Source organism: Pseudomonas sp. NyZ201, assembly GCF_049860765.1.
Lineage (GTDB): Bacteria > Pseudomonadota > Gammaproteobacteria > Pseudomonadales > Pseudomonadaceae > Aquipseudomonas > Aquipseudomonas bharatica.
Genome location: NZ_CP187557.1, coordinates 6,296,872 through 6,321,345 on the forward strand (window position 1 = coordinate 6,296,872; position 24,474 = coordinate 6,321,345).

Below are 24,474 nucleotides of genomic sequence, written 5' to 3' on the forward strand. Positions count from 1 at the left end.
GGCCGCCTCGGATGACCGGGCGGTCGCGCCATACGGTCTTTTTGCCGAGCGGGTTTGCCCAGGGATCCATTGCCCCCATAGAATGGCCGGATGCATGACGACCTCTCTCTCCTTTTGAATTCCCTCAACGATGCCCAGCGCCAGGCGGTAGCCGCGCCGGTCGGGCGTCAGTTGGTCCTGGCCGGTGCCGGCTCCGGCAAGACCCGCGTGCTGGTACACCGCATCGCCTGGTTGATCCAGGTCGAGCAGGCCTCGCCGCACTCGATCCTGTCGGTGACCTTCACCAACAAGGCCGCCGCCGAGATGCGCCACCGCATCGAGCAACTGCTGGGTATCAACCCGGCGGGCATGTGGGTAGGCACCTTCCACGGCCTGGCCCATCGCCTGTTGCGCGCGCACTGGCAGGAAGCAGGTCTGGTACAGAATTTCCAGATCCTCGACAGCGATGACCAGGGCCGCCTGGTCAAGCGGGTGATCCGCGACCTCGGCCTCGACGAGCAGCGCTGGCCGGTGCGCCAGGCCCAGTGGTTCATCAACGGACAGAAGGACGAGGGCCTGCGGCCGCACCATATCCAGGTCAATGGCGACCTGTTCCTCGGCACCATGCGCAGCATCTATGAAGCCTATGAAGCCGCGTGCCAGCGCACCGGCGTAATCGACTTCTCCGAGCTGCTGCTGCGCGCCCTGGACCTGTGGCGCGACCATCCGGGCCTGTTGCAGCACTATTCCCGCCGCTTCCGTCATCTGCTGGTGGACGAGTTCCAGGACACCAACGCCGTGCAGTACGCCTGGCTGCGCCTGCTGGCGCAGGGTGGCGACAGCCTGATGGTGGTGGGCGACGACGACCAGTCCATCTACGGCTGGCGCGGCGCACGGATCGAGAACATCCAGCAGTTTTCCAGCGACTTCCCCGACGCCGAGCTGATCCGCCTGGAGCAGAACTACCGCTCCACCGCCGGCATCCTCAAGGCAGCCAACGCCCTGATCGCCAATAACAGCGGGCGCCTGGGCAAGGAGCTATGGACCGAGGGCGGCGACGGCGAGCCATTGAACCTTTACGCCGCCTTCAACGAGCATGACGAAGCCCGCTACGTGGTGGAAACCATCGAAAGCGCGTTGAAGACCGGCCTGGCGCGCAGCGATATCGCCATCCTGTACCGCTCCAACGCCCAATCGCGGGTGCTCGAAGAAGCCCTGCTGCGCGAGCGCATTCCCTACCGCATCTATGGCGGCCAGCGCTTCTTCGAACGCGCCGAGATCAAGAACGCCATGGCCTACCTGCGTCTGCTCGAAGGCCGCGGCAACGACGCGGCGCTGGAGCGGGTGATCAACGTGCCGCCCCGCGGCATCGGCGAAAAGACTGTCGAAACGATCCGCGAGCATGCCCGCCATGCCCAGTTGTCGATGTGGGAAGCCATGCTCCAGTTGCTGGCCAACAAGGCCCTCAAGGGCCGCGCCGCCAGCGCCCTGGGCGCGTTCATCGAGCTGCTGGACAACCTGTCCGCCAAAGTCCTCGATATGCCCCTGCACCTGATGACCCAGACAGTTATCGAGCAGTCCGGGCTGATCGCCTATCACCAGGAAGAAAAGGGTGAAAAGGGCCAGGCACGGGTAGAGAACCTGGAGGAGCTGGTCAGCGCCGCACGCAACTTCGAGCCCAGCGAGGAAGATGGCGAGCTTTCCGCGCTGTCCGCCTTCCTTGGCCACGCCTCGCTGGAGGCCGGCGACGCCCAGGCCGACGAGCATGAAGACAGCATCCAGCTGATGACCCTGCACAGTGCAAAGGGCCTGGAGTTCCCCTACGTGTTCCTGGTGGGCATGGAGGAAGGCCTGTTCCCGCACAAGATGAGCCTCGAAGAGCCCGGCCGTCTCGAAGAAGAACGCCGCCTGGCCTATGTCGGGGTGACCCGGGCCATGCAGAACCTGGTCATGACCTACGCCGAGACCCGTCGCCTGTATGGCAGCGAGACCTACAACAAGGTATCGCGCTTCGTTCGCGAGATTCCTGCCGGCCTGGTCCAGGAAGTGCGCTTGTCCAACAGCGTCAGCCGCCCGTTCGGCGGCGCGAAGCAAACCGCCAGCAGCCTGTTCGCCGACGCCAACATCCCGCAGACCGCCTTCAACCTGGGGCAGCGGGTGCAGCATGCGGTATTCGGCGAAGGCGTGATCCTCAACTTCGAAGGCTCCGGCGCGCAGGCACGGGTCCAGGTGAATTTCGCCGAGGGCAGCAAGTGGCTGATGCTCGGCTACGCCAAGCTCGAAGCGATCTAGTCGAATATCCGACCGCTGGTGTAGGCCTTTTCTTCAGCAATGAAGAAAGGGCCTACAGCCCATTACGCAGGCCGTCCGCCTTTTCAGGCAAAAGATAGAAACATCTTGTCGCTGTCATGGGTCCAAGAACTTGTGCAACATGGCGCGCGTGTAATCCACAAAACGGGAATACCCTTCTATGCAACGTTTTCTCAGCATCGCCCTGGCGCTGTGCATCGGTCTCACCATGAGCCTCGACGCCAACGCCAAGCGCTTCGGCGGCGGCAAGAGCTCAGGCGCCGCGCCGACGCACCAGGCCCGCCAGGCCACTCCTGCCACCCCTGCCGCCACCCCGACTGCGCCAGGCCGTGCACCTGCCGCTGCCAGCGGCGCCTCGAAATGGCTCGGCCCGCTGGCCGGCATCGCCGCCGGTGGCCTGCTCGCCTCGATGCTGATGGGTGATGGCTTCGAAGGCATGCAGATCTTCGACATCCTGATCATGGCGCTGATCGCCTTCCTGGTGTTCCGCTTCATCGCTGCCCGCCGCCGCAAGCAGCAGCCGCAGATGGCTGCCGCTGGCCACCCGGCCTACCAGCGTGAAGTCCACGAACAGCCAGCCCAGCCGTCGATCTTCGGTGGTTCTGCAGCGCCTGCCGCTGCCGCCCGCCCGGTGATCAACGCTCCGGCCTGGTTCAACGAGCAGAGCTTCCTGGCCGCCGCGCGCAATCACTTCCAGTCGCTGCAGCAGCACTGGGATGCCAATGAAATGGACAAGATCGCCGAGTTCGTCACCCCGCAGATGCTGGAGTTCCTCAAGCGCGAGCGTGCCGACCTGGGTGATGGTTTCCAGTCCACCTACATCGATAACCTCGACGTACAACTGGAAGGCGTCGACGATCGCGCCGACAAGACCATCGCCACCCTGACCTTCACTGGCGTGTCGAAGACTTCCCGTTTCGACCAGGGCGAAGTGTTCAGCGAGAGCTGGAACATGGAGCGCGCCCAAGGCGAAAACCAGCCCTGGCTGGTCGCGGGTATCCGCCAGAACGGCTGATCTTGAGCCGTTTGCAGAAAAAACCCCGGGCTTGCCCGGGGTTTTGCTTTTAGCGCAGCGCCCTACTAGGGTATAACCCGCAGCATTTGCACAAGGCCAGGATAGAGAGGACGCGAACCGTGGAAGAAGTCATTGAACAGCTTCGTGAAGCCAACGAGCCGGTACCGGTACCGCTCGAACTGCCCGACGAAGACATGCTGGTCGAGGTCGAAGAGCAGTTGTTCATCAATATCCCGTTCGTGTTCAAGGAGTTTCTCCTTACGGTCAGTGATGTCGTATACGGCAGCCTCGAGCCGGTGACCGTGACCGACCCGCAATCCCACACCTATCTGCCGGAAGTGGCCGCCAATGCGTGGGACGCCGGCGTACCTCGCGACCTGATACCACTGTGCCAGGACGGCGACGACTACTATTGCGTCGAGGAAGACGGCACCGTGGTGCTGTGGTCCGGCGAGGAAGAAATCGTTACCGAGGAAAGCTGGGAATCGGTCTGGCACTGGGCTCGGGATGTCTGGCTGGAAAGCTGAGTCGTTTCCCACACAAAAATAATGGCCTAGCGCCATCAATGTTCGTAGAATCGCCACGCCTTCCTGTGCGTGGCGGGCCGCTACCGCTCCATCCCCTCGGACATTCGTCCCGCTCGCACATGAAGCCTATTTCTGGGACCGCGAAGGGTCGCAAAGCGGCCCCAAGAGATCTGGATGTCAAACCGATATCTCCTGCCCCTCGCCCTGCTCCTGCTCTCCGGCTGCCAGTCCCCCATGACCCAGCTCCAACAGCTCAGCAGCCAGAACGCTCACCAGGTCAGCATCCAGCCCACCCGGACCTTCCCGTTGGCGATGAGCGTACCGTCGGTCAAACCTGGCAGCGCCCGACTGCGCATCTACCTGGAAGGTGATGGCCATGCCTGGGCCACGCCTTCACAACCGAGCCTGGACCCAAGCCCGCAGAACCTGCTCATGGCCCGCCTGGCAGTGACCGACCCGCAACCCAGCCTCTATCTTGCCCGCCCCTGTCAGTTCGTCAGCGCTCCGGCCTGCAACACCCAGGTCTGGACCGACCAGCGCTTCAGCCAGGCCGTGCTCGACAGCCTGGATCAGGCGTTGAACGAGGTGCGCCGGCAATATGGCAATCGGGATTTCGAACTGATCGGCTATTCCGGCGGCGCTGCCCTGGCCCTGCTGCTGGCCGCTCAGCGTAACGATATTGCGGTGGTGCAGACCCTGGCCGGCAACCTTAGCCCGCGACAATGGGCACAATCGCTGGACCTGACCCCCCTGAGCGGTTCGCTGGAGCCGCTGGACCGCGCCGAACGCCTGCGCCATGTGGCCCAGCGGCATTTCATCGGGTTCGAAGACCGCACCGTACCGCCGATCCTCTACCAGCATTACCGCCGCACCCTTGGCCCGGCGGATTGCATGGAAGTCATCCGCCTGCCCGGCGTGGACCATGCCAATGGCTGGACCGAAGCCTGGGCGCAGTGGCGTTACAAGCCACTGCGCTGCGCACCTCAGTGATGGTGCTCCTTCTGGTTTTCCAGGGTTTCCAGCAATGCGATCTGCATTTTGGTATGCACCCGGATAAACCAGCGCCATAGCAACGCCACCACTCCGGCGGCCACTACACCGATCAGCAACAACAGCTCGCTGGTCGGCAGGATGCTCGCCGACAGTGCCGAAAGCAGCAGGAAGATCACCAGCAGCGAGATCAGCGGGATCACTTCGGCAATCACCCGGCGCACGCGCTGGGTATGTCGCCCGGCCATCTCCGGCTTGACGCCCATCTCCGCCAGCAGCATCGACAGTGCCTTGAGCTTGCGATAGGCCGCGATCAGGAACGGCAGCGACAGCAGCAGCGCCAAGCCCCAGATCAGTGCTTTCTGCTGGCCGACATCGGTGAGCCAGTCACTCAGGTAGTCACCAATCTGCGCGGCGAAGTAACCGCCGCTGAAGAAGATCGCCACCACCAATGCCAGGTTCACCCCGACCTGCAGAAGGATGCGCCGGATCATCGAGGCCAGCATCGCCCCCTCGCCTTGCGGCTGGATGCTGCGCAGCCACTCGCCGTACAGCGACAGCACCCGTGACAGACGGCTCGGCACCACCTTCGCCAGCTTCAGCGACAGCGGATCGGCGGCACGGATCAGGTAGGGGGTGAGCAAGGTGGTAATGGCGGAAACCGCCACGGCCACCGGGTAGAGAAAGTCGCTGGTGACCTGCAGGGTCATGCCCAGGGCGGCAATGATGAAGGAGAACTCGCCAATCTGCGAAAGACCCATCCCGACCCGCAGCGAGGTGCGTCCATCGTTACCGGCGATAAAGGCGCCCATGCCGCAGGAGAGCATCTTGCCCAGCACCACGGCAATGGTGATCACCACGATCGGCCAGATGTATTCCACCAGTACGTTCGGGTCGATCATCAGGCCGATGGCCACAAAGAAGATCGCACTGAACATGTCGCGAACCGGCTCGATCAGGCGTTCGATCTTCATCAACTGACGCGACTCGGCCATGATCGCGCCAATCAGGAACGCCCCCAGGACCATGCTGTATTCCAGCTTGACCACCAACAGGCAGAAGCCGAAGCACAGGCCGAGCACGGTGATCAGCAGCATCTCGTTACTTTCGAACCTGGCCACGTAGGCCAGCAGCCGCGGTACCAGGAGAATGCCCACCACCAGCGCGACGATCATGAACAGCGACAGCTTGCCGACCGTGGAGAAGACTTCGCCTGAACTGACCGTACCGCTCACGGCGATGCCGGAAAGCAGGGCGATGATGCCGATGCCAAGGATGTCCTCGACGATCAGTACGCCGAAGATAAGTTGCGCGAAGCGCTCGTTCTTCATCTTCAGGTCGTTGAGTGCCTTGACGATGATGGTGGTCGAGGAAATCGCCAGGATCGCGCCGAGGAACAACGAATCCATGGTGCTCCAGCCAAACCAGCGACCGATCTCGAAACCGATCCAGATCATAAGGACGATTTCCAGGAAGGCCGCGATGAACGCGGTCGCGCCCACCTTGAACAGCTTGCCGAGGCTGAACTCAAGACCCAGGCAGAACATCAGGAAGATCACCCCGAGCTCAGCCAGGGTCTTGATCGTATCTTCGTCGTGGATCAGACCGAAAGGTGGTGTGTGGGGGCCGATGATGAAGCCGGCGACGATGTAGCCAAGCACCACGGGCTGTTTAAGACGATGAAAAAGAATGGTGACCACACCGGCAACCAGCATGATCACCGCCAGATCCTGGATAAAGCTGATGGCATGCACGGCGGGACGCTCCTTACTCCACGACGAAGACCAAAGCGCAGCTCAGCCGTCAGATCTGGTTGAGCCGCGGAAATTTCTGAATTAAATGTAGGAAACGGCCTGATTGCAGGGCCGTCCACGCAGGTTAACATCGACGCCATGGGCGAAAAGGCTGTGCAATATGTAGAAACAGATCGGCACTTTCCTCGTCGCAAATGGCATGAATCACGTGACGACAGGCATGCGGTCAGCGTCCCGTTTCAAGATGGCAACCCACATGGGGGAAGAAGCGCGAGCAGCGCGCCGCCCCGCCTCAGCGCAATCTCACCGTGAGCACACTATGGAACCCGGAAACGCCCAACTGTCGATGACCGTCCTGATGACCCCGGACATGGCCAACTTCTCCGGCAATGTCCACGGCGGCACCCTCCTCAAGTATCTCGACGAAGTGGCTTATGCCTGCGCCAGCCGGTATGCCGGTCGCTACGTGGTGACCCTGTCGGTGGACCAGGTGGTGTTTCGCGAACCGGTGCATGTCGGCGAGCTGGTCACCTTCCTGGCCTCGGTCAACTACACCGGCAACACCTCGATGGAGGTGGGCATCAAGGTGGTGACCGAGAACATTCGCGAGCGCTCGGTGCGTCACAGCAACAGTTGCTTCTTCACCATGGTCGCGGTGGACGATGATCGCAAGCCGGTAGCCGTACCGCCGCGCCAGCCGCAGACCGGCGAGGAAAAGCGCCGCTTCCTGCAGGGCAAGCAGCGCCGCTTGATCCGCCAGGAGCTGGAAAAGCGCTATCAGGAACTGAAGACCGAGAGCGACACGGTCTGATGAACCCTGTGAGGCCCGGGCAATGATGTTGTCTGTCCGGGCCAATCGCTGGCAACGCCAGCTCCCACAGGTTCGGCAGCGCCGCGGACCCTGTGGGAGCCGGCGTTGCCGGCGATGAGGCCATTAGCAGCAGAGGAGATCCGTGGCGTTCAGAGTTTACGTGCTTCGAAGCGCAGCCGCGGGTGGACGATGCGGTCCTGCGCTCGCACCACTTCCAGCTCATAGCTGCCGCAGGCCTGGGTTTCCAGCAGCACTTCATGCACCGCCGCCGCGGTGAACTCGAAAGCAACGACCGGCTCGTCCCCGAGCAGCAACCGGGCCAGGAACAACCCCGCCGTCAGATCCCCCACGCCCACCGGCTGCCGCGGGAACGCCAGCAACGGCCGTTGCAAGTGCCAACTGCCCTCGGCGGTCACCAGCAGCATTTCGAAATCGTCCGGATTCTTTCCGGCATAGACCAGGTGCTTGACCAGCACCATCTTCGGCCCACGGACCAACAGCTCGCGGGCCATGCCGACACAATCCTCCAGCGACTGCGCACGCCGCCCGGCAAAGCTGTCCAGCTCCAACTGGTTCGGGCACAGCAGGTCGGCTGCGGCAACGGCTTCCTCGAGCAGAAACTCGCTGACCTGCGCAGGCACGATGCAACCCTTTTCCGGATGCCCCATCACCGGGTCGCACAGGTACAGCGCCCGCGGGTTCGCCTGCTTGACCCGCTGCACCACGCTGAGGATCGCCCGGCCCTGGTCGGCACTGCCGAGATAACCCGATAGAACTGCGTCGCAATTGCCTAGCTCACCGATATTGCTAATCCCTTCCACCAACGCAGGAATTTGCTCCGGAGCAAGCACTTCACCCGTCCACTGGCCATACTGAGTGTGGTTGGAAAACTGCACGGTATTGAGTGGCCAGACATTCACCCCGACCCGCTGCATCGGAAACACTGCGGCGCTATTGCCGGCGTGGCCGAACACGACGTGGGACTGGATCGCAAGCAGGTGCGGTGTGCGTTTCATGCGGGACGTCCAAAGCAATGAAATGACAAACAAGGCGCGTAGTATGGCGCCAAATGCCACCTGTACGACAGGCCGGGGTGGCAGTTAAGCTGGCACACCTCGTTGGAGCACGTGTAGATGGTTACCCTCGAAAACATCCTGGTGTTGATGGTCCTGGCCACGGCGGGTGCCTGGCTGTGGCATAACCACGGATTGCGGGAAAAGGCCCTGGAAAGGGTCAAGCAGCATTGCGCCAAGCTCGACCTCGAATTGCTCGACGGTGCCGTGGCGTTGAAGAAGATCGCCTTCGTCCGCGATGCCAACGGTCGCAAGCGTCTGGCCCGGGTCTACGCCTTCGAATTCACCGTGACCGGCGAGCAACGCCATCCGGGCACGGTCACCCAGTTCGGCGCCCACAGCGTACAGATCGAACTGGCGCCCTATCCGTTCGAGATCAAGCCGCCGGTGCATGGCGACAATGTGATCGAAATGAAGCAGTGGCGCCAGGAACACAACCGCTGGCGTCAGTGATCCACAGGCGTGCGGCAGGCCAGCATCCCCCGCTCCAAAGCCGCATGATCCTGGGGTTCGTGGAAAATCAGCTCGATCCGCGAGTCGCGCCGCCAGGCGCTCTCCTCCCAGACCAGCCGCTGGCCCCCAAGGGCGTTAGCCGAGCGCCAGCCCTGCACGCTGTGGATAACCATCTTGGCCCGGCGCCACTCCTGACCTTCGAGGAATGCCTGCAACTGGCCGATGTCCAGAACTTGCTGTGGATGAAAGCGCCAGCCGATGCTCCAGCCTTCTGCCCCCTGTTGATAACTGCACAAAGGCTGCCGCGAATCTGTCCACAGGGCTGGAATGGAAGCTGTTCCGACAGGGATAAGGTTATCCACAGCGCCTTTTTCCGTGGCGGCGCCATTGCTAATCGGTAGCTGCGACAGGGAAATCCGGCCGTGGTCGACCCAGCAAAGCGGTACTTTTGGCAAGGTCGAGGTTATCCACAGGCGACTCGCTTCATCCACCCCGCAGGCCTTGTTCATGACCAGCAGGCCGGCATCGGCCAGCGCCTGTTTCTGCGCCTCTGGCAATCCGGCTCCCATCGCCATTGCTTGCGCATCCAGCACCAGCACCGCAGGCTGCACCGCCAGCACACCGGTCCATGGCGGCGACCGTAACTGCGCCAGCACCTGAGCCGGGTGCCCAAGGCCGGAAGGTTCGATAAACACCCGGTCCGGCCGCGCCTTGCGCAGCAACCGACCCAGCCCTACCTGAAAGGGCGCACCGTTCACACAGCAGAGGCAGCCACCCGCCACCTCGCCCATGCTCACGCCATCGTCGTCGCTACTGAGCAATGCCGCGTCGAGGCCGATCTGGCCGAATTCATTGATCAACACCGCCCAGCGTTCGTTGGCCGGGCGCTGGCCGAGCAAGTGGCGGATCAGGCTGGTCTTGCCGGCGCCAAGCGGGCCGGCAATCAGATGGGTCGGAATGTTATGCAGCATAGGCGCAGTCTGGTCGGGGAATCGTTACCACTATGCTCCGGACTCAGGCCAGCCAGTCAAGGGTCAGGATCAGACGACGCTCGCCATTGACCGGCGACGGCGAACGATGCACCAGCCCGGCGCCCTCGTTGCCCAGCCACTTCTCGCCCTTGAGCAAGGCCACATCACCGCAGGCCAGGTGCCGTATATGCGCCGGATCGACCTCCTCCTGCGCCAGGCGGCGGCGATTGATCACGCCTTCCTCCAGCCATTCGCTGGCCGGGCCGGCATAGGTGGTGATCAGCCGCAGCGACACATGATCGACATGGAAACGCGGGCACATGGCGCCATCCAGCACCCTCAAGCGCAAACCGACGCTACGCGCATCGAGCAGGCAGGCGTAGGCGCCGACCAACCACCTCAGGTCGGCGACAAAGCCTTCATAGCCAGCCAGGTCGGCGTAGGCGCTGGCGACCCCGTCCAGCGTGGGTACTTCACCATCCTTGCCGATCTCCAGGGTGCGTGCATCGGCCAGCGGCTCGCCGAGCGACAGCAGCAAGCGGGCGAAATCCTCGATATGCGCCGGCAGCCGGCGCTGCCAGACCGCCAGGTTGACCCCGTCCTGCAAGGCTTCGGTCAGCACCTTCGGCGTCTCGCCGAAGGCCTGGCGTACAGGCACCAGCGTCTCGGCAAGCTGCATCAGGCGACCTCCTCTTCATCGTGCCAGGCGCCGAACGGATCCGGCAGGCGCAGCCAATGGGTGGCGCCCAGGGCCATTTCGTCGTCGTTCAACAGGCAGGCGTCCAGTTCGGCATGCAGGCGCGCAACATCGATATGCTGGCCGATAAAGACCAGTTCCTGGCGGCAATCACCGCATTCCGGGTCCCACTGCTTAAGGATCGCTGCGGTACTTTCCTGATCCTGCGGCCAGTGGGCCTTGGGCACGAAGCGCCACCAGCGTCCGGCAAAGCCATGCCGCATCATGCCGCCGGCCTGCGACCAACTGCCGGCTTCCTGGTACTTGCTGGCCAGCCAGAAGAAGCCCTTGGAACGCAGTAGGCGGCCGTTCTCCCAGGGCCTGTGGATAAAATCGAAGAAGCGCTGCGGGTGCAGGGGCCGGCGGGCCTGCCAGGTGCTGGCGGTGATGCCGTATTCCTCGGTTTCCGGGACGTGTTCGCCACGCAACTCCTGCAACCAGCCCGGCGCACTGGCGGCGCGGTCGAAATCGAACAGGCCGGTATCGAGGATCTCCTTGAGGTCCACCTGGCCCATCACCATCGGCACGATGCGCGCATGGGCATTGAGGCGGCGAAGGATGGCGCTGAGCTCTTCGCGCTCGTGGCTGCTGATCAGATCGATCTTGCTGAGGAGGATGACGTCGGCGAATTCCACCTGGTCGATCAGCAGGTCGCTGATCGAGCGCTCGTCGTCTTCGCCGAGGGTTTCACCACGGGACGCGAGGCTTTCAGCGGCTTGATAGTCGCGCAGGAAGTTCAGGCCATCGACCACGGTGACCATGGTGTCGAGACGGGCCATTTCGGCCAGGCTGCGGCCCTGTTCATCGCGGAAGGTGAAGGTCTCGGCCACCGGCAATGGCTCGGCGATGCCGGTAGATTCAATGAGGAGGTAATCGAATCGGCCTTCGGCAGCGAGGCGGCCGACTTCTTCCAGCAGGTCTTCGCGCAAGGTGCAGCAGATGCAGCCGTTGCTCATCTCGATCAGTTTTTCTTCGGTGCGGTTAAGGCTGACGTTGCGCTGCACCTCGGTGGCGTCGATATTGATCACGCTCATATCGTTGACGATGACCGCCACCCGCAGATTGTCGCGGTTGCGCAGCACATGATTGAGCACCGTGCTCTTGCCGGCACCAAGGAAGCCGGACAGCACGGTTACGGGAAGACGATCGGACATGGCGCGGTTCCTCATCAGGGCGGCAAAGTGCATTCGAACGATGCTTTGGTGGAATGTTATATTATAACAATGCACTTTAGCCAACCGCCTGTCCGCCATCCATGGGTTCAAGGGTGAAGAGATGTTCACGAAGTCATTCAAGCGCGGCCTGTGGATAACCCTGCTGTGCACCGTCGGCAGCACTCAGGCCATGCCCCGCGTCGAACTGGCCAACTGCACGCGTAGCGCCAATCTGCTGGCCTGTGACGACCGCCAGGGCAGCTACTACGGTGTGCAAACCCAAGGCAGCACCATTTACTTGCGCGGCTACGACGCCCCGAGCGGGCGACGCTGGGCGCAGACCACCAGTCGCTATGGCCTGCTGAATTTCTATACCGGTATCGCCAGCGACGGCGAGGCCTGGGTGGGCTACAGCCGCAGGGTGGGCTGGACCACCCTCAACCGCGTTTCCAGTTCCAGCGGTCAGCGCTTCAGCCTGCGCTGCAATCGCCTGAATGGCTGTCAGTGAAGCGGTGGAAAAAATGCTGGCAATCGAATTGTTATAATGTAACGTATTGCGACTTTCTTGCCGATGGTTCGCAACATGACCGCCCTGACTCTCCCCGATATCGCCGCCCAGGCCAGCGGACAATCCCTGCCACTGGACTGGGTCGGCATGTGCGGGATCGCCCTGCCGATCCGTCTTGATCAACTCAGCCTCCAGGCCATGGCAGATGCCGGCGTCGATCTGGCCGATGGCTCCTCTCGCGGCATTCATATGTCGCGGTTGTACCTGGCCTTGTCTGCTTTCAAGGATGAAGCGCTGTCGGTGTCGCTGATCCGCCGGGTGCTGCAACAGTTCCTCGACAGCCATGAGGGGTTGTCCACCTGCGCTTACCTGACCTTGCGCTTCGATGTACAGCTTGAGCGATCAGCGCTGGTCAGCTCCGAATCGGGCCACAAGCGCTATCCGCTGGTCATCGAAGCGAAGCTCTCCGATGAAATGTTCCACGTGGAACTATCTGCCGACGTGGCCTATTCCTCGACCTGCCCCTGCTCGGCCGCGCTAGCCAGACAGTTGATTCAACAGCAGTTCCTCAGCGATTTCGCCAATCGCAGCCTGAGCCACGAAGAAGTGTTGAGCTGGCTCGGCAGTCCGCAAGGGATCGTCGCCACGCCCCACAGCCAGCGCAGCACGGCGAAACTACGGATACGCTTGAAGAAGGGCTGCAATGAGCTACCCGTTCGGGAACTGATCGATCAGGCCGAAGCCGCCTTGGGTACCGCCGTGCAAACGGCAGTGAAGCGCGCCGACGAACAGGCGTTCGCCCTGGCTAACGGGCAGAACCTGATGTTCTGCGAGGACGCCGCACGGCGCCTCAACCTGGCATTGCGACACCTGCCTGCGGTGGCCGGCTTCCAGTTGCGTGTGGAACACGCCGAGAGCCTGCACGCCCACGATGCTGTCGCCCAAAGCCAGTGGAACTGGTAACCGAACGGAGAGACCTCGATGATCCGCAAGAACCCGACCGGCGACCTGCCGGTCATTGCCGAGTCGGCCTACATCGATCACACCGCGATCATCTGCGGCAAGGTGGTGATTGGCGAGAACGTGTTCGTCGGCCCTTACGCGGTGATCCGTGCCGACGAGGTGGATGACAGCGGCTCGATGCAGCCGATCACCATCGGCTGCAACTCGAATATCCAGGACGGCGTGGTGATCCACTCCAAGTCCGGCGCCGCGGTGACCATCGGCGAGTTCACCTCCATCGCCCACCGCTCCATCGTGCATGGCCCATGTGTGGTGGGCGACCGGGTGTTCATCGGCTTCAACAGCGTGCTGTTCAACTGCGTGGTCGGCAATGGCAGCGTAGTGCGGCACAACTCGGTGGTGGACGGCCGCGACCTGCCGGAAAACTTCTACGTGCCCTCCACCACACGCATCGGCCCCCTCACCGACCTGAGCCAGTTCCCACCCGTGAGCGTCAGCGCCTCGGAATTCTCGGAGGACGTCGCCCATACCAATATCGACCTGGTGAAGGGCTACAAGGCCCTGCAGAACGAGTTCTAGCTGCGCGGCTTGACCGTGCCGCAGTCTGCTCCGAGCCATACCGCCCGGGTGTTCATGCTGCCCTGCTGCTGAACCCCCGAGGCGTTGAAGGTACCTTGCACCTTGGTGACGAACTCGCGATCGCTGAGGAATTGTGCCTGGCCAGTGCCCCGGGCCTTGGGGCAACTGAACTCGAAATTCCAGGTCTTGCCGTTGCGATCGGTGATCCGCTGGGTGCAACCGGACTGTGGATCCTGCAGCGGAATGTCATCGGTCTTTACCTGCTCGGGGGTCAGGCACGAGCGCACACCCTTGCCGGCCACCGTGATGCCCTGCTTGGCCAGCACGCCTTCCATCATCGCCCGCTGTTCCGGCGGCAGGTTCTTCAACTGGCCGAGCATGAACTCCATGTCCGGCAGTGGTTTGCCATCGACCTGCATATTGCTGGTGGTCAGCTCCCACAGGCCCGGTTGCAGCATCTGCGCCTGAACCAGGGGACTCGACAGGCCAATCAGCAGCGCCAGCGCCGATACACGAATGTTCATCTAATGACTCCTGAAAATTTCCGGCCCGATGCCGGACTGTGGCTTAGACGTCGAAATGCCGTCCGGGTTGCAAGACCAGTCCGGAACATGCTCTGTTAGGCGACTGATTGGCGGACGTCACAGGACGTGTATGGATTACCACAGCCCCCAGTTCTTCGCCTACCTCATTGGCGCGACCCACTTCATCGGTGCCATCGCCGCACTGCATGCGGTTTTCACCGTGCGGACCGCCCAGGGCTCGATTGCCTGGGCACTCTCGCTGCTGTTCATCCCCTACCTGACCCTGATTCCTTACCTGGTATTCGGCAGCCGCACCTTCGACGCCTATATCCAGGCCCGACGCCAGGCCAACCAGGAAATGCACGTTGCCATGGCCGACCTCAACTGGCGCCCCTGGGTCGAGGAAGCACTGGCCGCCAGCAATTCGCCGGCCTATGCAGGCCTGCGTGCCTTGAGCAAGCTCGGACGCATGCCATGCCTGGCAAACAACCGGGTCAGTCTTCTTGTCAATGGCAAGGCCACCTTCGATGCCATCTTCAGCGCTATCGAACAAGCCCGCGATACCGTGCTGGTGCAGTTCTTCATCATCCATGACGACCTGCTCGGCCGACGCCTGCATGACCTGCTGCTGAGGAAGGCCGCCGAAGGCGTAAAGATCTACGTGCTTTACGACCGGGTAGGCAGCCATGCCCTGCCCACCAGGTACAGCCAGAGCCTGCGCGAGGGTGGAGTGGAGATTCGCGCGTTCGCTACCAAGCGCGGCTGGTTCAATCGATTCCAGGTCAATTTCCGTAACCATCGCAAGATCGTCGTGGTGGACGGTGTCCAGGGTTTTCTCGGCGGGCACAACGTCGGCGACGAGTACCTTGGCGCCAGGATGCCGCTATCGCCCTGGCGCGATACCCATGTGCAAGTGACCGGCCCGGTGCTGGCCTGCCTTCAGGAATCCTTTGCCGAAGACTGGTACTGGGCCGCACGGAAATTGCCGCCCCTGATCCTTCCGGAAACCTATCCGGACAACGGCGTACTCTGTCAGGTGCTGGCCAGCGGGCCGGCAGATCCGCAGGAAACCTGCTCGCTGTTTTTCGTCGATGCGATCCAGGCGGCACAACATCGGGTATGGATCACCAGCCCCTACTTCATCCCCGACGAGGCGGTATTCGCCTCGCTGCGGCTGGCCGTGATGCGCGGCGTGGATGTGCGCATCCTGATTCCAGCACGCCCCGACCACCGCATCGTCTATGCGGCCTCAAGCCTGTTCGCCTTCGAAGCGGTGCGCGCCGGGGTACGCATGTTCCGTTACCAGCCCGGTTTCCTGCATCAGAAAGTCATGCTGGTGGACGACGACGTCGCCGCTATCGGCAGCGCCAACCTGGACAACCGCTCGTTCCGCCTGAACTTCGAGATCACCTTGGTAACCATCGATCCAGGCTTTGCCGGCACCGTGGAAAGCATGCTGCTCGAGGATTTCGAACAATCCCGCGAAATCACGCTGGAAGACAGCCGCGACACGCATCGCCTGCAACAGCTGGGGATGCGCATCGCTCGGCTGATTTCACCCATTCTGTGATCAGCGGTAGAGGTCTTCGCGGGTCAGTGGCAGATCATGGCTGCCGTCGGCCTTGGGTTTGACCGCGAGGATCTGGTGCAGATTGATCCAGCCGCGAGAGAAGGCATAGGAACAACCAGCCAGGTAGAGGCGCCAGATCCGCAGGGCTTTTTCCGGGACCATGGCCGCAGCCTTGTCGAGATTGCCTTCGAGATTATCACTCCAGAATTTCAGGGTCCGTGCGTAATGCAGGCGCAGGCTCTCAACGTCCACCACTTCCAGCCCTGCTTCGCTGACGAAGCCGCTGATCATCGACAGGTGTGGCAGCTCGCCATGCGGGAAGACGTAGCGCTCGATGAAGTTGCCAGCCCCGCGGCCGACCGGGCGGCCGTCAATGTGCTTGGCCGTGATGCCGTGGTTCATCACCAGGCCGCCCTCACGCACCGCACCGAACAGGCGCTGGCAATACAGTTGCAGATTGGCGTGGCCGACATGTTCGAACATGCCGACGCTGACCACCTTGTCGAAGCGACCATCCTGGGGCAGATCGCGGTAGTCGAGGATCTGCAGATCGACCTGCTTCTCCAGGCCTTCCGCCGCCACCCGCTCACGCCCGAGCTTGAGCTGCTCCTTGCTCAGGGTGATGCCGAACACCCTGGCCCCATACTCGCGCGCGGCAAAACGCGCCAGCCCGCCCCAGCCACAACCGACATCCAGCAAGTAATCGCCGGGCTGCAGGCGCAGCTTGCGGCATAGATGATCGAATTTGTTCTGCTGGGCCTGGTCGAGGCTATCCTCAGGAGTCTTGAAATACGCACAGGAGTAGGCCATGTCGCGGTCGAGCCACAACTGGTAGAACTCGTTGGAGAGGTCGTAATGGTAGGAAATGGCCGCCGCGTCGGTGGCCTTGTCATGCTCGCTGCGCACCGGCAGCGCTTCCTCTTCGTCCTTGAGCAGCGCCTCGCTGAGTTGATCGCACAAGCGGATGACCTCGCTCATGGCCCCTTCCAGTTCAAGCTTGCCTTCGACGAACGCCGAGCCCAGATCGTCCAGGCCCGGATGGGTCAACTGGCTGATGAGCGCCGGGTCCTTGAGCATGATGGTGACCTGGGGCTGCGGGCCCAGATCGAACTCATGGCCGTCCCAGAGACGCAGACGGAGTGGAAGATGCAGGCTTTGCAGAACCGAGAGTTGCGCATGCATGAGTGAGCCTCCCCATTTATACAGATGGACGTCAACGGATCAGGGTAGTTCATACGCAGGATCTTTCCGGCTATCGAGACCATAGTCGGAGGCTATCGAAAGGCTTTCGCTACAGAAACATCCTCAAATTGTATACAAAACTCAACGCGAGCCATTAACCTTGGCGCCAGTCGATTCTTCATCCGGGAGCACAACAATGAAAAACTACGATGTCATCATCATCGGTGGTGGCCCCGGCGGCTACAACGCCGCCATTCGCGCTGGCCAGCTGGGCCTGAGCGTGGCCTGCATAGAAGGTCGCGCTACCCTCGGCGGTACCTGCCTGAACGTTGGCTGCATGCCTTCCAAGGCGTTGCTGCATGCATCCGAACTCTATGAGGCCGCTGCCAGTGGAGAACTCGGTCACCTCGGTATCGAGGTCAAGCCGAGCCTGAACCTGGCGCAAATGATGAAGCAGAAGGATGAAAGCGTGACCGGCCTCACCAAAGGCATCGAGTTCCTGTTCCGCAAGAACAAGGTCGACTGGATCAAGGGCTGGGGCAAGCTGGACGGCGTTGGCAAGGTCAAGGTCAGCGACGCAGAGGGCAACGTCAGCGAGTACCAGGCCAAGGACATCGTTATCGCCACGGGTTCCGAACCCACGCCCCTGCCCGGCGTGACCATCGATAACCAGCGCATCATCGACTCCACCGGCGCCCTGTCGCTGCCGGAAGTACCCAAGCACCTGGTGGTTATCGGTGCAGGGGTGATCGGCCTCGAACTGGGCTCGGTGTGGCGCCGCCTCGGTGCCGAAGTGACCGTGATCGAATACCTCGACCGCATCTGCCCGGGCATCGATGAAGAAACCGCCAAGACGCTCCAGCGCTCCCTGGCCAAGCAAGGCATGACCTTCAAGCTGGGCAGCAAGGTGACCCAGGCCACGCCTTCGGCCGATAGCGTCAGCCTGACCCTGGAACCCGCCGCCGGCGGCGAAGCGCAAACCCTGCAGGCGGACTACGTGCTGGTCGCCATCGGTCGTCGCCCTTATACCCAAGGCCTGGGCCTGGAAAGCGTCGGTCTGCACACCGATAAGCGCGGCATGCTGGAAAACCAGGGGCATCGCACACAGGTGCCGGGTATCTGGGTGATCGGCGACGTCACGTCCGGACCGATGCTCGCGCACAAGGCCGAGGATGAGGCCATCGCCTGCATCGAACTGATCCATGGCAAGCCGCACCAGGTGAACTACGGCCTGATTCCCGGGGTGATCTACACCAAGCCTGAACTGGCCACCGTCGGCAAGACCGAAGAACAACTGAAAGCCGAGGGCCGTGCCTACAAGGTCGGCAAGTTCCCGTTCCTCGCCAACAGCCGGGCCAAGATCAACCACGAAACCGAAGGCTTCGCCAAGGTCATCGCCGACGCCAATACCGATGAGGTGCTGGGCGTGCACCTTGTCGGGCCAAGCGTCAGCGAGATGATCGGCGAATATTGCGTAGCGATGGAGTTTGCCGCGTCGGCGGAAGACATCGCGCTGATCTGCCACCCGCACCCGACCCGCTCCGAAGCGCTGCGCCAGGCGGCGATGAACGTGGACGGGATGGCGATGCAGATCTGATAGCCGGGTTGCCTGTACCGGCCTCATCGCTGGCAAGCCAGCTCCCACAGGGGAATTGTGGGAGCTGGCTTGCCAGCGATCAGGCCGGTGCTGACAACCGGGAAATCAGGTCCTGAACCGGGACACTAGGCTGCCGAACTCCTGCGACAACGCCTTCAACTGTTGCGAGTCCGCCTGTGCCGTCCCTGCCAGTTGCTCGATCAACTGTGCATCCGCCTGGATCTGGATGATGTGGTGGTTGATGTCCTCGGCCACCTGGTGCTGCTCTTCCGCCGCCGTGGCGATCTGATTGCTCTGGTCGCGGATGGCATCCACCGAAGTCCGGATATCCTCGAAACTGTCACGCGCCTCGCGGATCGAACTGACACTCTGCTGCGACATTTCCAGGCTGCTGTGCATCTGTTGGGTGACATCCTGCGCGCGCCGCGCCAGGCCACCCAGCAAGCCATCGATTTCTCCGGTGGAGTCGGCAGTGCGCTTGGCCAGTGCCCGCACTTCATCCGCCACAACGGCAAAACCACGCCCTTGCTCGCCGGCCCGCGCCGCTTCGATGGCTGCGTTGAGCGCCAGCAGGTTGGTCTGTTCGGCGATCGAGCGGATGGTACCGAGAATGGTGTTGATGTCCTGGCTTTCCTTTTCCAACGCCTGCATGGCCTCGGTCGCCTGCAACAGGTTCTCGCTCAGGCGCGCGACGCTGCTGGTGGCCTGCTCGATCTGCTGCTGGCCGGCGCTGACATGGCGCTGGCCGGCATCGGCGGAGGTCGCCGCATGGCTGCACGACCTGGCCACTTCGTTGGCCGTGGCGACCATCTCGTTGAACGCCGTGGACACCAGTTCCACCGCCTGGCGCTGGCGGCCGGTCGCATCACCCATGTTCGAGGCGACCTGGCTGTTGGTCTCCGAGGCAGTCTGCAAGTCGGCGGAAGCATGGCCAATACGCTGAACCAACGAGCGGATGCGCTCGACGAACTGGTTGAACCAGCCGGCCAGCGCTGCGGTTTCATCGTTGCCTTTCACTTGCAGGGAGCGGGTCAGGTCGCCCTCGCCCTGGGCGATATCCTCGAGGCTGTCGGCAACGCCCTTGATCGGGTTGACGATCAGATTCGAGAAGGTCGCACCAACCACCGCAAACAGCAGCGCCAGTACCAGGGCGATGGCAACGATGGTCCAGGTCAGGCTGGTAACGTCGGCCATCACTTCGCTTTTTTCGATCAGGCCGATGAAGCGCCAGCCCAGGGTGGGTGAAGTCCAGACGTTGGCCATGTAGTGCTTGCCGCCCAGTTCCACCTCGATCAGGCCCTTGGCGGTGTTGCCCAGCAGCGCGTAATCGCCGCCCAGCTCCTTGAGCTGCTTGAAGGCATTGCCCGGATTGCTCGGGTCCACCAGCACCGCACCGGTGTCTTCGACCAGCATCAGGTAGCCGCTTTCTCCCAGCTTGGTCTTGCCGATGAAGCCGGCCAGCTGTTCCAGCGATACGTCGATACCCATCACGCCGAGCACTTCGCCATTGGCTCCGTGAACCGTGCGCACGGTGCAGATCAGCGGCTGGCTACCCCACAGGTAGGCACTGGTCCGCATGACCTTGCCGGGATTGGCGATCCCCAACTGGTACCACGGGCGCTTGCGCGGCTCGTAGTTCTTCAGCCCCGGCTCATCGGGCCACGAGGCATAGCTGCCATCATCGTTGCGGGCATACGAAACGAAAGCAGTCGTCGGATGTGCCTTGGCATAGCGCGTGAAATGTTCCAGAAGCACACGGTTGGCTTGGGGTAGCGGTGTAGCCGGCGCATTGTCACTGCTGTAGACCTTCAGATCCCTGGCGTTGACGATCAACGGATCGTCCGCCCACTGCGTGACGTTCTGGGCGATGGAATCGAGGAAGACATTCACCGTGTTATCGATCTGCCGGATCTCCCGGCTCGAGGTTTCCACAAAGCCTTCACGGGCCTGCTGGTTGAGGTTGTAAACCACCAGACAGGCGATCAAAGCCACGGGAATCACGGCGATTACGCCGAATGCACACGTCAGCTTCTTTTTTATATTCATTCGATGGCTTCCGATACGACGTGCCACAAGCGGGCCCAAGGGATACAGGATCTGTTTCGCGCTGCTCGGGGGCGAGGCAAGCGCTCTGCTGAGCGATTCAGCAAGGCGCAGAATGGCAACTTGATGCCCCCTGCGCAAGGCACCGAAACGGCCTCATGCCCCCGAATCTACGGGGTTTCCGGCAAAGCTGATCGTGTGGACAGGACACATTCCTGTCTGTTTCAACGCGTTTTGTGCGGCAGATCGCCTCGCCTCGCAGCAGTTCGACGTGCAATGGCTATGCTTGCCCGGGTGCGTCAAGCGTCAGGAAAAAATTCGTTAGCCAACATGGAAATCAGGCGATGAAAATCATTCGTTCTCTAGCGTACGTGGTTGCTCTGAGTAGCGGTCTGTCCACCGCCCACGCGGTCGACATCCCGCTGGGCAGCAAAGCCATCGAAGGCGAGATCACCACCAAGGTACTGGCGGTGGATGTACCCAATCGGGTAGTCACCATTGCCGACACCGACAACAGCCCGCTCCAGGTGCAACTCACCGAGCAGGCCAAGGACCTGCACAATCTGAACGTCGGCGATACGGTGAACATCAAGGTGTCCCGCGCGGTTGCCTACGTTCTTGATACACAGGTCGGGGGCGCGCCAAAGGTCACCGACGAAGCCATGACCGTGCGCGCCACCAAGGACAACCCCAACCCTGGCGGCGAAGCGGTACGCCAGGTGAAAGTAACCTCGAAGATCACCCATATCGACCTGAAGAACCATGAAGTGACGCTGCTGCCGCCGGAAGGCAAGGTCGCCGTGGTCAAAGTCGAAAACCCCGAGCTACAGGCAAGGATGAAAAACCTGAAGGAGGGCCAGACGGTCGATGCGATCTACACCGAGGTTCTGCAGGTGAAAACCTCGCGCTAGGTTGTCTCTGAATTCAAGCGGCGTGTTCGGCCGATTGCTTTTCATGCAAAAAAGCCGCTTCGGGGAAGCGGCTTTCCGAATGCAACTATTGGCTTACTCGACCGTGACCGATTTCGCCAGGTTGCGCGGCTGATCAACGTCAGTACCCTTGAGCACCGCCACGTAGTACGACAGCAGCTGCAGCGGGATGGTGTACAGGATTGGCGCCAGCGCATCGGCAATATGAGGCATGGCAATCACGTGGGTACCCTCGCCATTGCTCATCCCTGCCTGCTCGTCGGCGAAGACCACCAACTGACCACCCCGTGCACGGACTTCCTGCAGGTTGGACTTGAGCTTTTCCAGCAGTTCGTTGTTCGGCGCGACGGTGACCACCGGCATGTCGTCATCCACCAATGCCAGCGGGCCGTGCTTCAGCTCGCCCGCCGGGTAGGCTTCGGCGTGGATGTAGGAGATTTCCTTGAGCTTCAGGGCGCCTTCCATTGCTACCGGGAACTGCGCGCCGCGGCCCAGGAACAGGGTGTGGTGCTTGTCGGCGAAGAGTTCGGAAATTTTCTCCACGGTGGAATCCATCGCCAGGGCTTCGCCCAGGCGCACCGGCAGGCGACGCAATTGCTCGACCAGCTCGGCTTCGACGCCTGCACCCAAGGTGCCACGAACCTGACCCAGTGCCAGGGTCAGCAACATCAGGGACACCAACTGGGTGGTGAAGGCCTTGGTCGATGCCACGCCGATTTCCGGGCCGGCCAGGGTCAGCAGGGTCAGGTCGGATTCACGCACCAGCGAGCTGATGCCAACGTTGCAGATCGCCAGGCTGCCGAGGAAGCCCAGTTCCTTGGCGTTGCGCAGGGCAGCGAGGGTGTCGGCGGTTTCGCCGGACTGGGAGATGGAGACGAACAGGGTGTCGGGCTGTACCACTACCTTGCGGTAGCGGAACTCGCTGGCGACTTCGACCTGGCAGGGAATGCCGGCCAGCTCTTCCAGCCAGTAACGGGCAACCATGCCGGCGTGATAGCTGGTGCCGCAAGCGACGATCTGGACATTGCGTACCTTGGCGAAAAGCTCTGCGGCTTTCGGACCGAAAGCCTGGACCATGACATGGTCGGCACCCAGGCGGCCTTCGAGGGTGCGCTGGACAACGGTTGGCTGCTCATGGATTTCCTTGAGCATGAAGTGGCGGTATTCACCCTTGTCAGCGGCCTCGGCGCCTTCGTGGTATTGCACCACTTCACGCTGCACGGCGTTGCCGTTGGTGTCCCAGATGCGCACCTGTTCGCGCTGGATCTCGGCGATATCGCCTTCTTCAAGGTACATGAAGCGGTCGGTGACCTGGCGCAAGGCCAATTGGTCGGAGGCCAGGAAGTTTTCGCCCAGGCCCAGGCCGATCACCAGCGGGCTGCCGCTGCGCGCCGCAACCAGGCGATCAGGCTGCTTGGCGCTGATCACGGCCAGGCCGTAAGCGCCGTGCAGTTGCTTGACCACTGCCTTCAGCGCGTCGGCCAGGTCCGGAACGGTTTTCAGAGTGTGGTGCAGCAGGTGAACGATCACCTCGGTATCGGTTTCCGAGCTGAACACGTAGCCCAGGGATTTCAGGTTTTCGCGCAGGACTTCATGGTTCTCGATGATGCCGTTGTGCACCACCGCCAGCTCGTTGCCGGAAAAATGTGGGTGGGCATTGTTTTCGGTCGGTGCACCGTGTGTGGCCCAGCGGGTGTGGGCGATGCCCAACTGGCCCACCAGCGGATCGGCGGCCACGGCGGCCTGCAGCTCGCTGACCTTGCCGATACGGCGGCGACGTTCAAGGGTGCCCTGCTGGGTGAAGACCGCGAGACCGGCGCTGTCATAGCCACGGTACTCAAGACGCTTGAGGCCTTCGATCAGAATGGCGGTGATATTGCGCTCGGCGACCGCGCCAACGATTCCACACATAGTCAATGCTCCTGGCTGATAGCGGCACAAATCACGTTGATGCCGCGGGCTTCAATCTGTTCGCGTGCCTCGCGAGGCAGGCGTTCATCGGTAATAAGGGTGTTCACGCTGCTCCAGGGCAGCTCGAGGTTGGGAATCTTGCGTCCAACCTTGTCCGACTCGACCATCACGATCACTTCCCGGGCCACCTCCGCCATGACCCGGCTCAGGCCGAGCAACTCATTGAAGGTAGTAGTGCCGCGGACCAGGTCGATGCCATCGGCGCCGATAAACAGCTGGTCGAAGTCGTAGGAACGCAGGACCTGTTCGGCAACCTGGCCCTGGAAGGATTCGGAATGCGGGTCCCAGGTACCGCCCGTCATCAGCAGTACCGGCTCGTGCTCCAACTCGCTCAGGGCGCGTGCGACATTCAAGGAATTGGTCATGACCACCAGGCCAGGCTGAAGGCCAAGCTCCGGGATCATCGCGGCGGTGGTGCTGCCACTGTCGATGATGATCCGCGCATGCTCGCGGATCCGCGCGACAGCCGCGCGGGCGATGGCTTTCTTGTACTGGGAGACGGGCTGGGCCTGATCGGCGATCAGTTCCTGGGGCATGGTAACCGCCCCACCATAGCGGCGAAGCAGTAGACCATTGCTTTCGAGGGCCGCCAGATCCTTGCGGATGGTGACTTCGGAAGTTTCGAAACGCCTGGCCAGCTCGTCCACGCTCACCTCGCCCTGTTCATTGAGCAGGGCAAGAATGTTATGGCGCCGCTGGGGAGTGTTTCGTTTCGACATTCGTGCTTAAGTTTCGTTTCGAAAGATAATTGCGGCAATCAAAACCTGAATCTTTCATTCGGTCAAGCGGGAATTCGACAAAAGGCGACGAGGCCAGCATTTTCATGTTATCCACA

22 protein-coding genes and 1 pseudogene are annotated in these 24,474 nt (G+C 62.0%); 12 read left to right on the plus strand and 11 right to left on the minus strand.

Features of this window, described 5'->3' with window-relative positions; translation table 11 throughout:
- Nucleotides 1-90: 90 nt before the first annotated feature.
- From uvrD to ACPFMA_RS28425, 4 genes are all read left to right on the plus strand, one after another.
- Complete coding sequence (gene uvrD / locus ACPFMA_RS28410) at nt 91-2,271, plus strand: DNA helicase II (RefSeq protein WP_425929465.1); 2,181 nt, start codon at nt 91-93, stop codon at nt 2,269-2,271.
- Between the two features lie 178 nt (nt 2,272-2,449).
- Nucleotides 2,450-3,304 carry a Tim44 domain-containing protein gene (locus tag ACPFMA_RS28415; RefSeq protein ID WP_420058476.1) on the plus strand — a complete coding sequence of 285 codons (855 nt, stop codon included), beginning with the start codon at nt 2,450-2,452 and terminating at the stop codon, nt 3,302-3,304.
- Nucleotides 3,305-3,423: 119 nt separating this feature from the next.
- Nucleotides 3,424-3,831, plus strand: a complete 408-nt coding sequence (locus ACPFMA_RS28420; protein WP_009402480.1) for an SMI1/KNR4 family protein — start codon at nt 3,424-3,426, stop codon at nt 3,829-3,831.
- Nucleotides 3,832-4,005: 174 nt separating this feature from the next.
- A complete protein-coding gene (locus ACPFMA_RS28425; protein WP_420058477.1) occupies nt 4,006-4,821 on the plus strand; it encodes an alpha/beta hydrolase in 816 nt (271 codons plus the stop codon).
- On the opposite strand, the gene ACPFMA_RS28430 is transcribed toward ACPFMA_RS28425, so the two are convergent.
- Nucleotides 4,815-6,575 (minus strand): cation:proton antiporter, encoded by a 1,761-nt coding sequence (locus tag ACPFMA_RS28430; RefSeq protein WP_009402483.1) that lies wholly within the window; start codon nt 6,573-6,575, stop codon nt 4,815-4,817. The genes ACPFMA_RS28425 and ACPFMA_RS28430 overlap by 7 nt on opposite strands.
- Before the next feature lie 319 nt (nt 6,576-6,894).
- On the opposite strand from ACPFMA_RS28430, the gene ACPFMA_RS28435 reads away from it, so the two are divergent.
- Complete coding sequence (locus ACPFMA_RS28435; RefSeq protein WP_064302173.1) at nt 6,895-7,386, plus strand: acyl-CoA thioesterase; 492 nt, start codon at nt 6,895-6,897, stop codon at nt 7,384-7,386.
- 149 nt (nt 7,387-7,535) lie between these two features.
- On the opposite strand, the gene pdxY is transcribed toward ACPFMA_RS28435, so the two are convergent.
- The gene (gene pdxY, locus ACPFMA_RS28440; protein WP_425929466.1) at nt 7,536-8,402 is read right to left on the minus strand and encodes a pyridoxal kinase PdxY; all 867 of its coding nucleotides are present in this window, start codon (nt 8,400-8,402) and stop codon (nt 7,536-7,538) included.
- Nucleotides 8,403-8,519: 117 nt separating this feature from the next.
- On the opposite strand from pdxY, the gene ACPFMA_RS28445 reads away from it, so the two are divergent.
- Nucleotides 8,520-8,912 carry a DUF3301 domain-containing protein gene (locus tag ACPFMA_RS28445; RefSeq protein WP_425929467.1) on the plus strand — a complete coding sequence of 131 codons (393 nt, stop codon included), beginning with the start codon at nt 8,520-8,522 and terminating at the stop codon, nt 8,910-8,912.
- Here ACPFMA_RS28445 and ACPFMA_RS28450 read toward each other — a convergent pair.
- Genes ACPFMA_RS28450 through zigA form a run of 3 tightly spaced genes read right to left on the minus strand, consistent with a single transcriptional unit; the run spans nt 8,906 to nt 11,773 of the window.
- Entirely contained in the window at nt 8,906-9,883 is a 978-nt protein-coding gene (locus tag ACPFMA_RS28450) for a CobW family GTP-binding protein (RefSeq protein WP_425929468.1), read from the minus strand. The two genes, ACPFMA_RS28445 and ACPFMA_RS28450, sit on opposite strands and share 7 nt — an antisense overlap.
- A gap of 43 nt (nt 9,884-9,926) precedes the next feature.
- Nucleotides 9,927-10,562, minus strand: a complete 636-nt coding sequence (locus ACPFMA_RS28455) for a DUF1826 domain-containing protein (RefSeq protein WP_064302170.1) — start codon at nt 10,560-10,562, stop codon at nt 9,927-9,929.
- Nucleotides 10,562-11,773 (minus strand): zinc metallochaperone GTPase ZigA, encoded by a 1,212-nt coding sequence (zigA, locus tag ACPFMA_RS28460; protein ID WP_425929469.1) that lies wholly within the window; start codon nt 11,771-11,773, stop codon nt 10,562-10,564. Before zigA ends, ACPFMA_RS28455 begins: the two co-directional genes overlap by 1 nt.
- Before the next feature lie 121 nt (nt 11,774-11,894).
- Here zigA and ACPFMA_RS28465 point away from each other — a divergent pair, with 121 nt between their 5' ends.
- The 3 genes from ACPFMA_RS28465 to ACPFMA_RS28475 all read left to right on the plus strand — a co-directional run bounded on the left by ACPFMA_RS28465 (nt 11,895) and on the right by ACPFMA_RS28475 (nt 13,823).
- Nucleotides 11,895-12,281 carry a glutamine synthetase gene (locus ACPFMA_RS28465; RefSeq protein ID WP_081263114.1) on the plus strand — a complete coding sequence of 129 codons (387 nt, stop codon included), beginning with the start codon at nt 11,895-11,897 and terminating at the stop codon, nt 12,279-12,281.
- A 75-nt stretch (nt 12,282-12,356) separates the two neighbouring features.
- Complete coding sequence (folE2, locus tag ACPFMA_RS28470; protein WP_420058484.1) at nt 12,357-13,244, plus strand: GTP cyclohydrolase FolE2; 888 nt, start codon at nt 12,357-12,359, stop codon at nt 13,242-13,244.
- A gap of 18 nt (nt 13,245-13,262) precedes the next feature.
- Nucleotides 13,263-13,823 carry a carbonate dehydratase gene (locus ACPFMA_RS28475; protein WP_064302167.1) on the plus strand — a complete coding sequence of 187 codons (561 nt, stop codon included), beginning with the start codon at nt 13,263-13,265 and terminating at the stop codon, nt 13,821-13,823.
- Here ACPFMA_RS28475 and ACPFMA_RS28480 read toward each other — a convergent pair.
- A complete protein-coding gene (locus ACPFMA_RS28480) occupies nt 13,820-14,347 on the minus strand; it encodes a DUF3617 domain-containing protein (protein WP_420058486.1) in 528 nt (175 codons plus the stop codon). The two genes, ACPFMA_RS28475 and ACPFMA_RS28480, sit on opposite strands and share 4 nt — an antisense overlap.
- Nucleotides 14,348-14,477: 130 nt before the next feature.
- Here ACPFMA_RS28480 and cls point away from each other — a divergent pair, with 130 nt between their 5' ends.
- Nucleotides 14,478-15,917 (plus strand): cardiolipin synthase, encoded by a 1,440-nt coding sequence (gene cls / locus ACPFMA_RS28485; RefSeq protein ID WP_425929470.1) that lies wholly within the window; start codon nt 14,478-14,480, stop codon nt 15,915-15,917.
- Here cls and cfaB read toward each other — a convergent pair whose 3' ends face one another.
- Nucleotides 15,918-17,099 carry a C17 cyclopropane fatty acid synthase CfaB gene (cfaB, locus tag ACPFMA_RS28490; protein WP_279899237.1) on the minus strand — a complete coding sequence of 394 codons (1,182 nt, stop codon included), beginning with the start codon at nt 17,097-17,099 and terminating at the stop codon, nt 15,918-15,920.
- 196 nt (nt 17,100-17,295) lie between these two features.
- On the opposite strand from cfaB, the gene lpdA reads away from it, so the two are divergent.
- Complete coding sequence (gene lpdA, locus ACPFMA_RS28495; RefSeq protein WP_425929471.1) at nt 17,296-18,696, plus strand: dihydrolipoyl dehydrogenase; 1,401 nt, start codon at nt 17,296-17,298, stop codon at nt 18,694-18,696.
- 105 nt (nt 18,697-18,801) lie between these two features.
- Here lpdA and ACPFMA_RS28500 read toward each other — a convergent pair whose 3' ends face one another.
- Nucleotides 18,802-19,569, minus strand: a complete 768-nt coding sequence (locus ACPFMA_RS28500) for a methyl-accepting chemotaxis protein (RefSeq protein WP_376699774.1) — start codon at nt 19,567-19,569, stop codon at nt 18,802-18,804.
- A 90-nt stretch (nt 19,570-19,659) separates the two neighbouring features.
- Nucleotides 19,660-20,742 (minus strand): annotated as a pseudogene (locus ACPFMA_RS28505) (cache domain-containing protein); the annotation flags it as partial.
- A 341-nt stretch (nt 20,743-21,083) separates the two neighbouring features.
- Here ACPFMA_RS28505 and ACPFMA_RS28510 point away from each other — a divergent pair.
- Nucleotides 21,084-21,650 carry a hypothetical protein gene (locus tag ACPFMA_RS28510; protein WP_425929472.1) on the plus strand — a complete coding sequence of 189 codons (567 nt, stop codon included), beginning with the start codon at nt 21,084-21,086 and terminating at the stop codon, nt 21,648-21,650.
- A 93-nt stretch (nt 21,651-21,743) separates the two neighbouring features.
- On the opposite strand, the gene glmS is transcribed toward ACPFMA_RS28510, so the two are convergent.
- Both glmS and ACPFMA_RS28520 read right to left on the minus strand, forming a co-directional pair.
- Nucleotides 21,744-23,579 (minus strand): glutamine--fructose-6-phosphate transaminase (isomerizing), encoded by a 1,836-nt coding sequence (gene glmS / locus ACPFMA_RS28515; RefSeq protein WP_009402512.1) that lies wholly within the window; start codon nt 23,577-23,579, stop codon nt 21,744-21,746.
- Between the two features lie 2 nt (nt 23,580-23,581).
- Nucleotides 23,582-24,358, minus strand: coding sequence for a DeoR/GlpR family DNA-binding transcription regulator (locus ACPFMA_RS28520; RefSeq protein ID WP_420058490.1), 777 nt, complete (start codon nt 24,356-24,358; stop codon nt 23,582-23,584).
- Nucleotides 24,359-24,474: the final 116 nt, after the last annotated feature.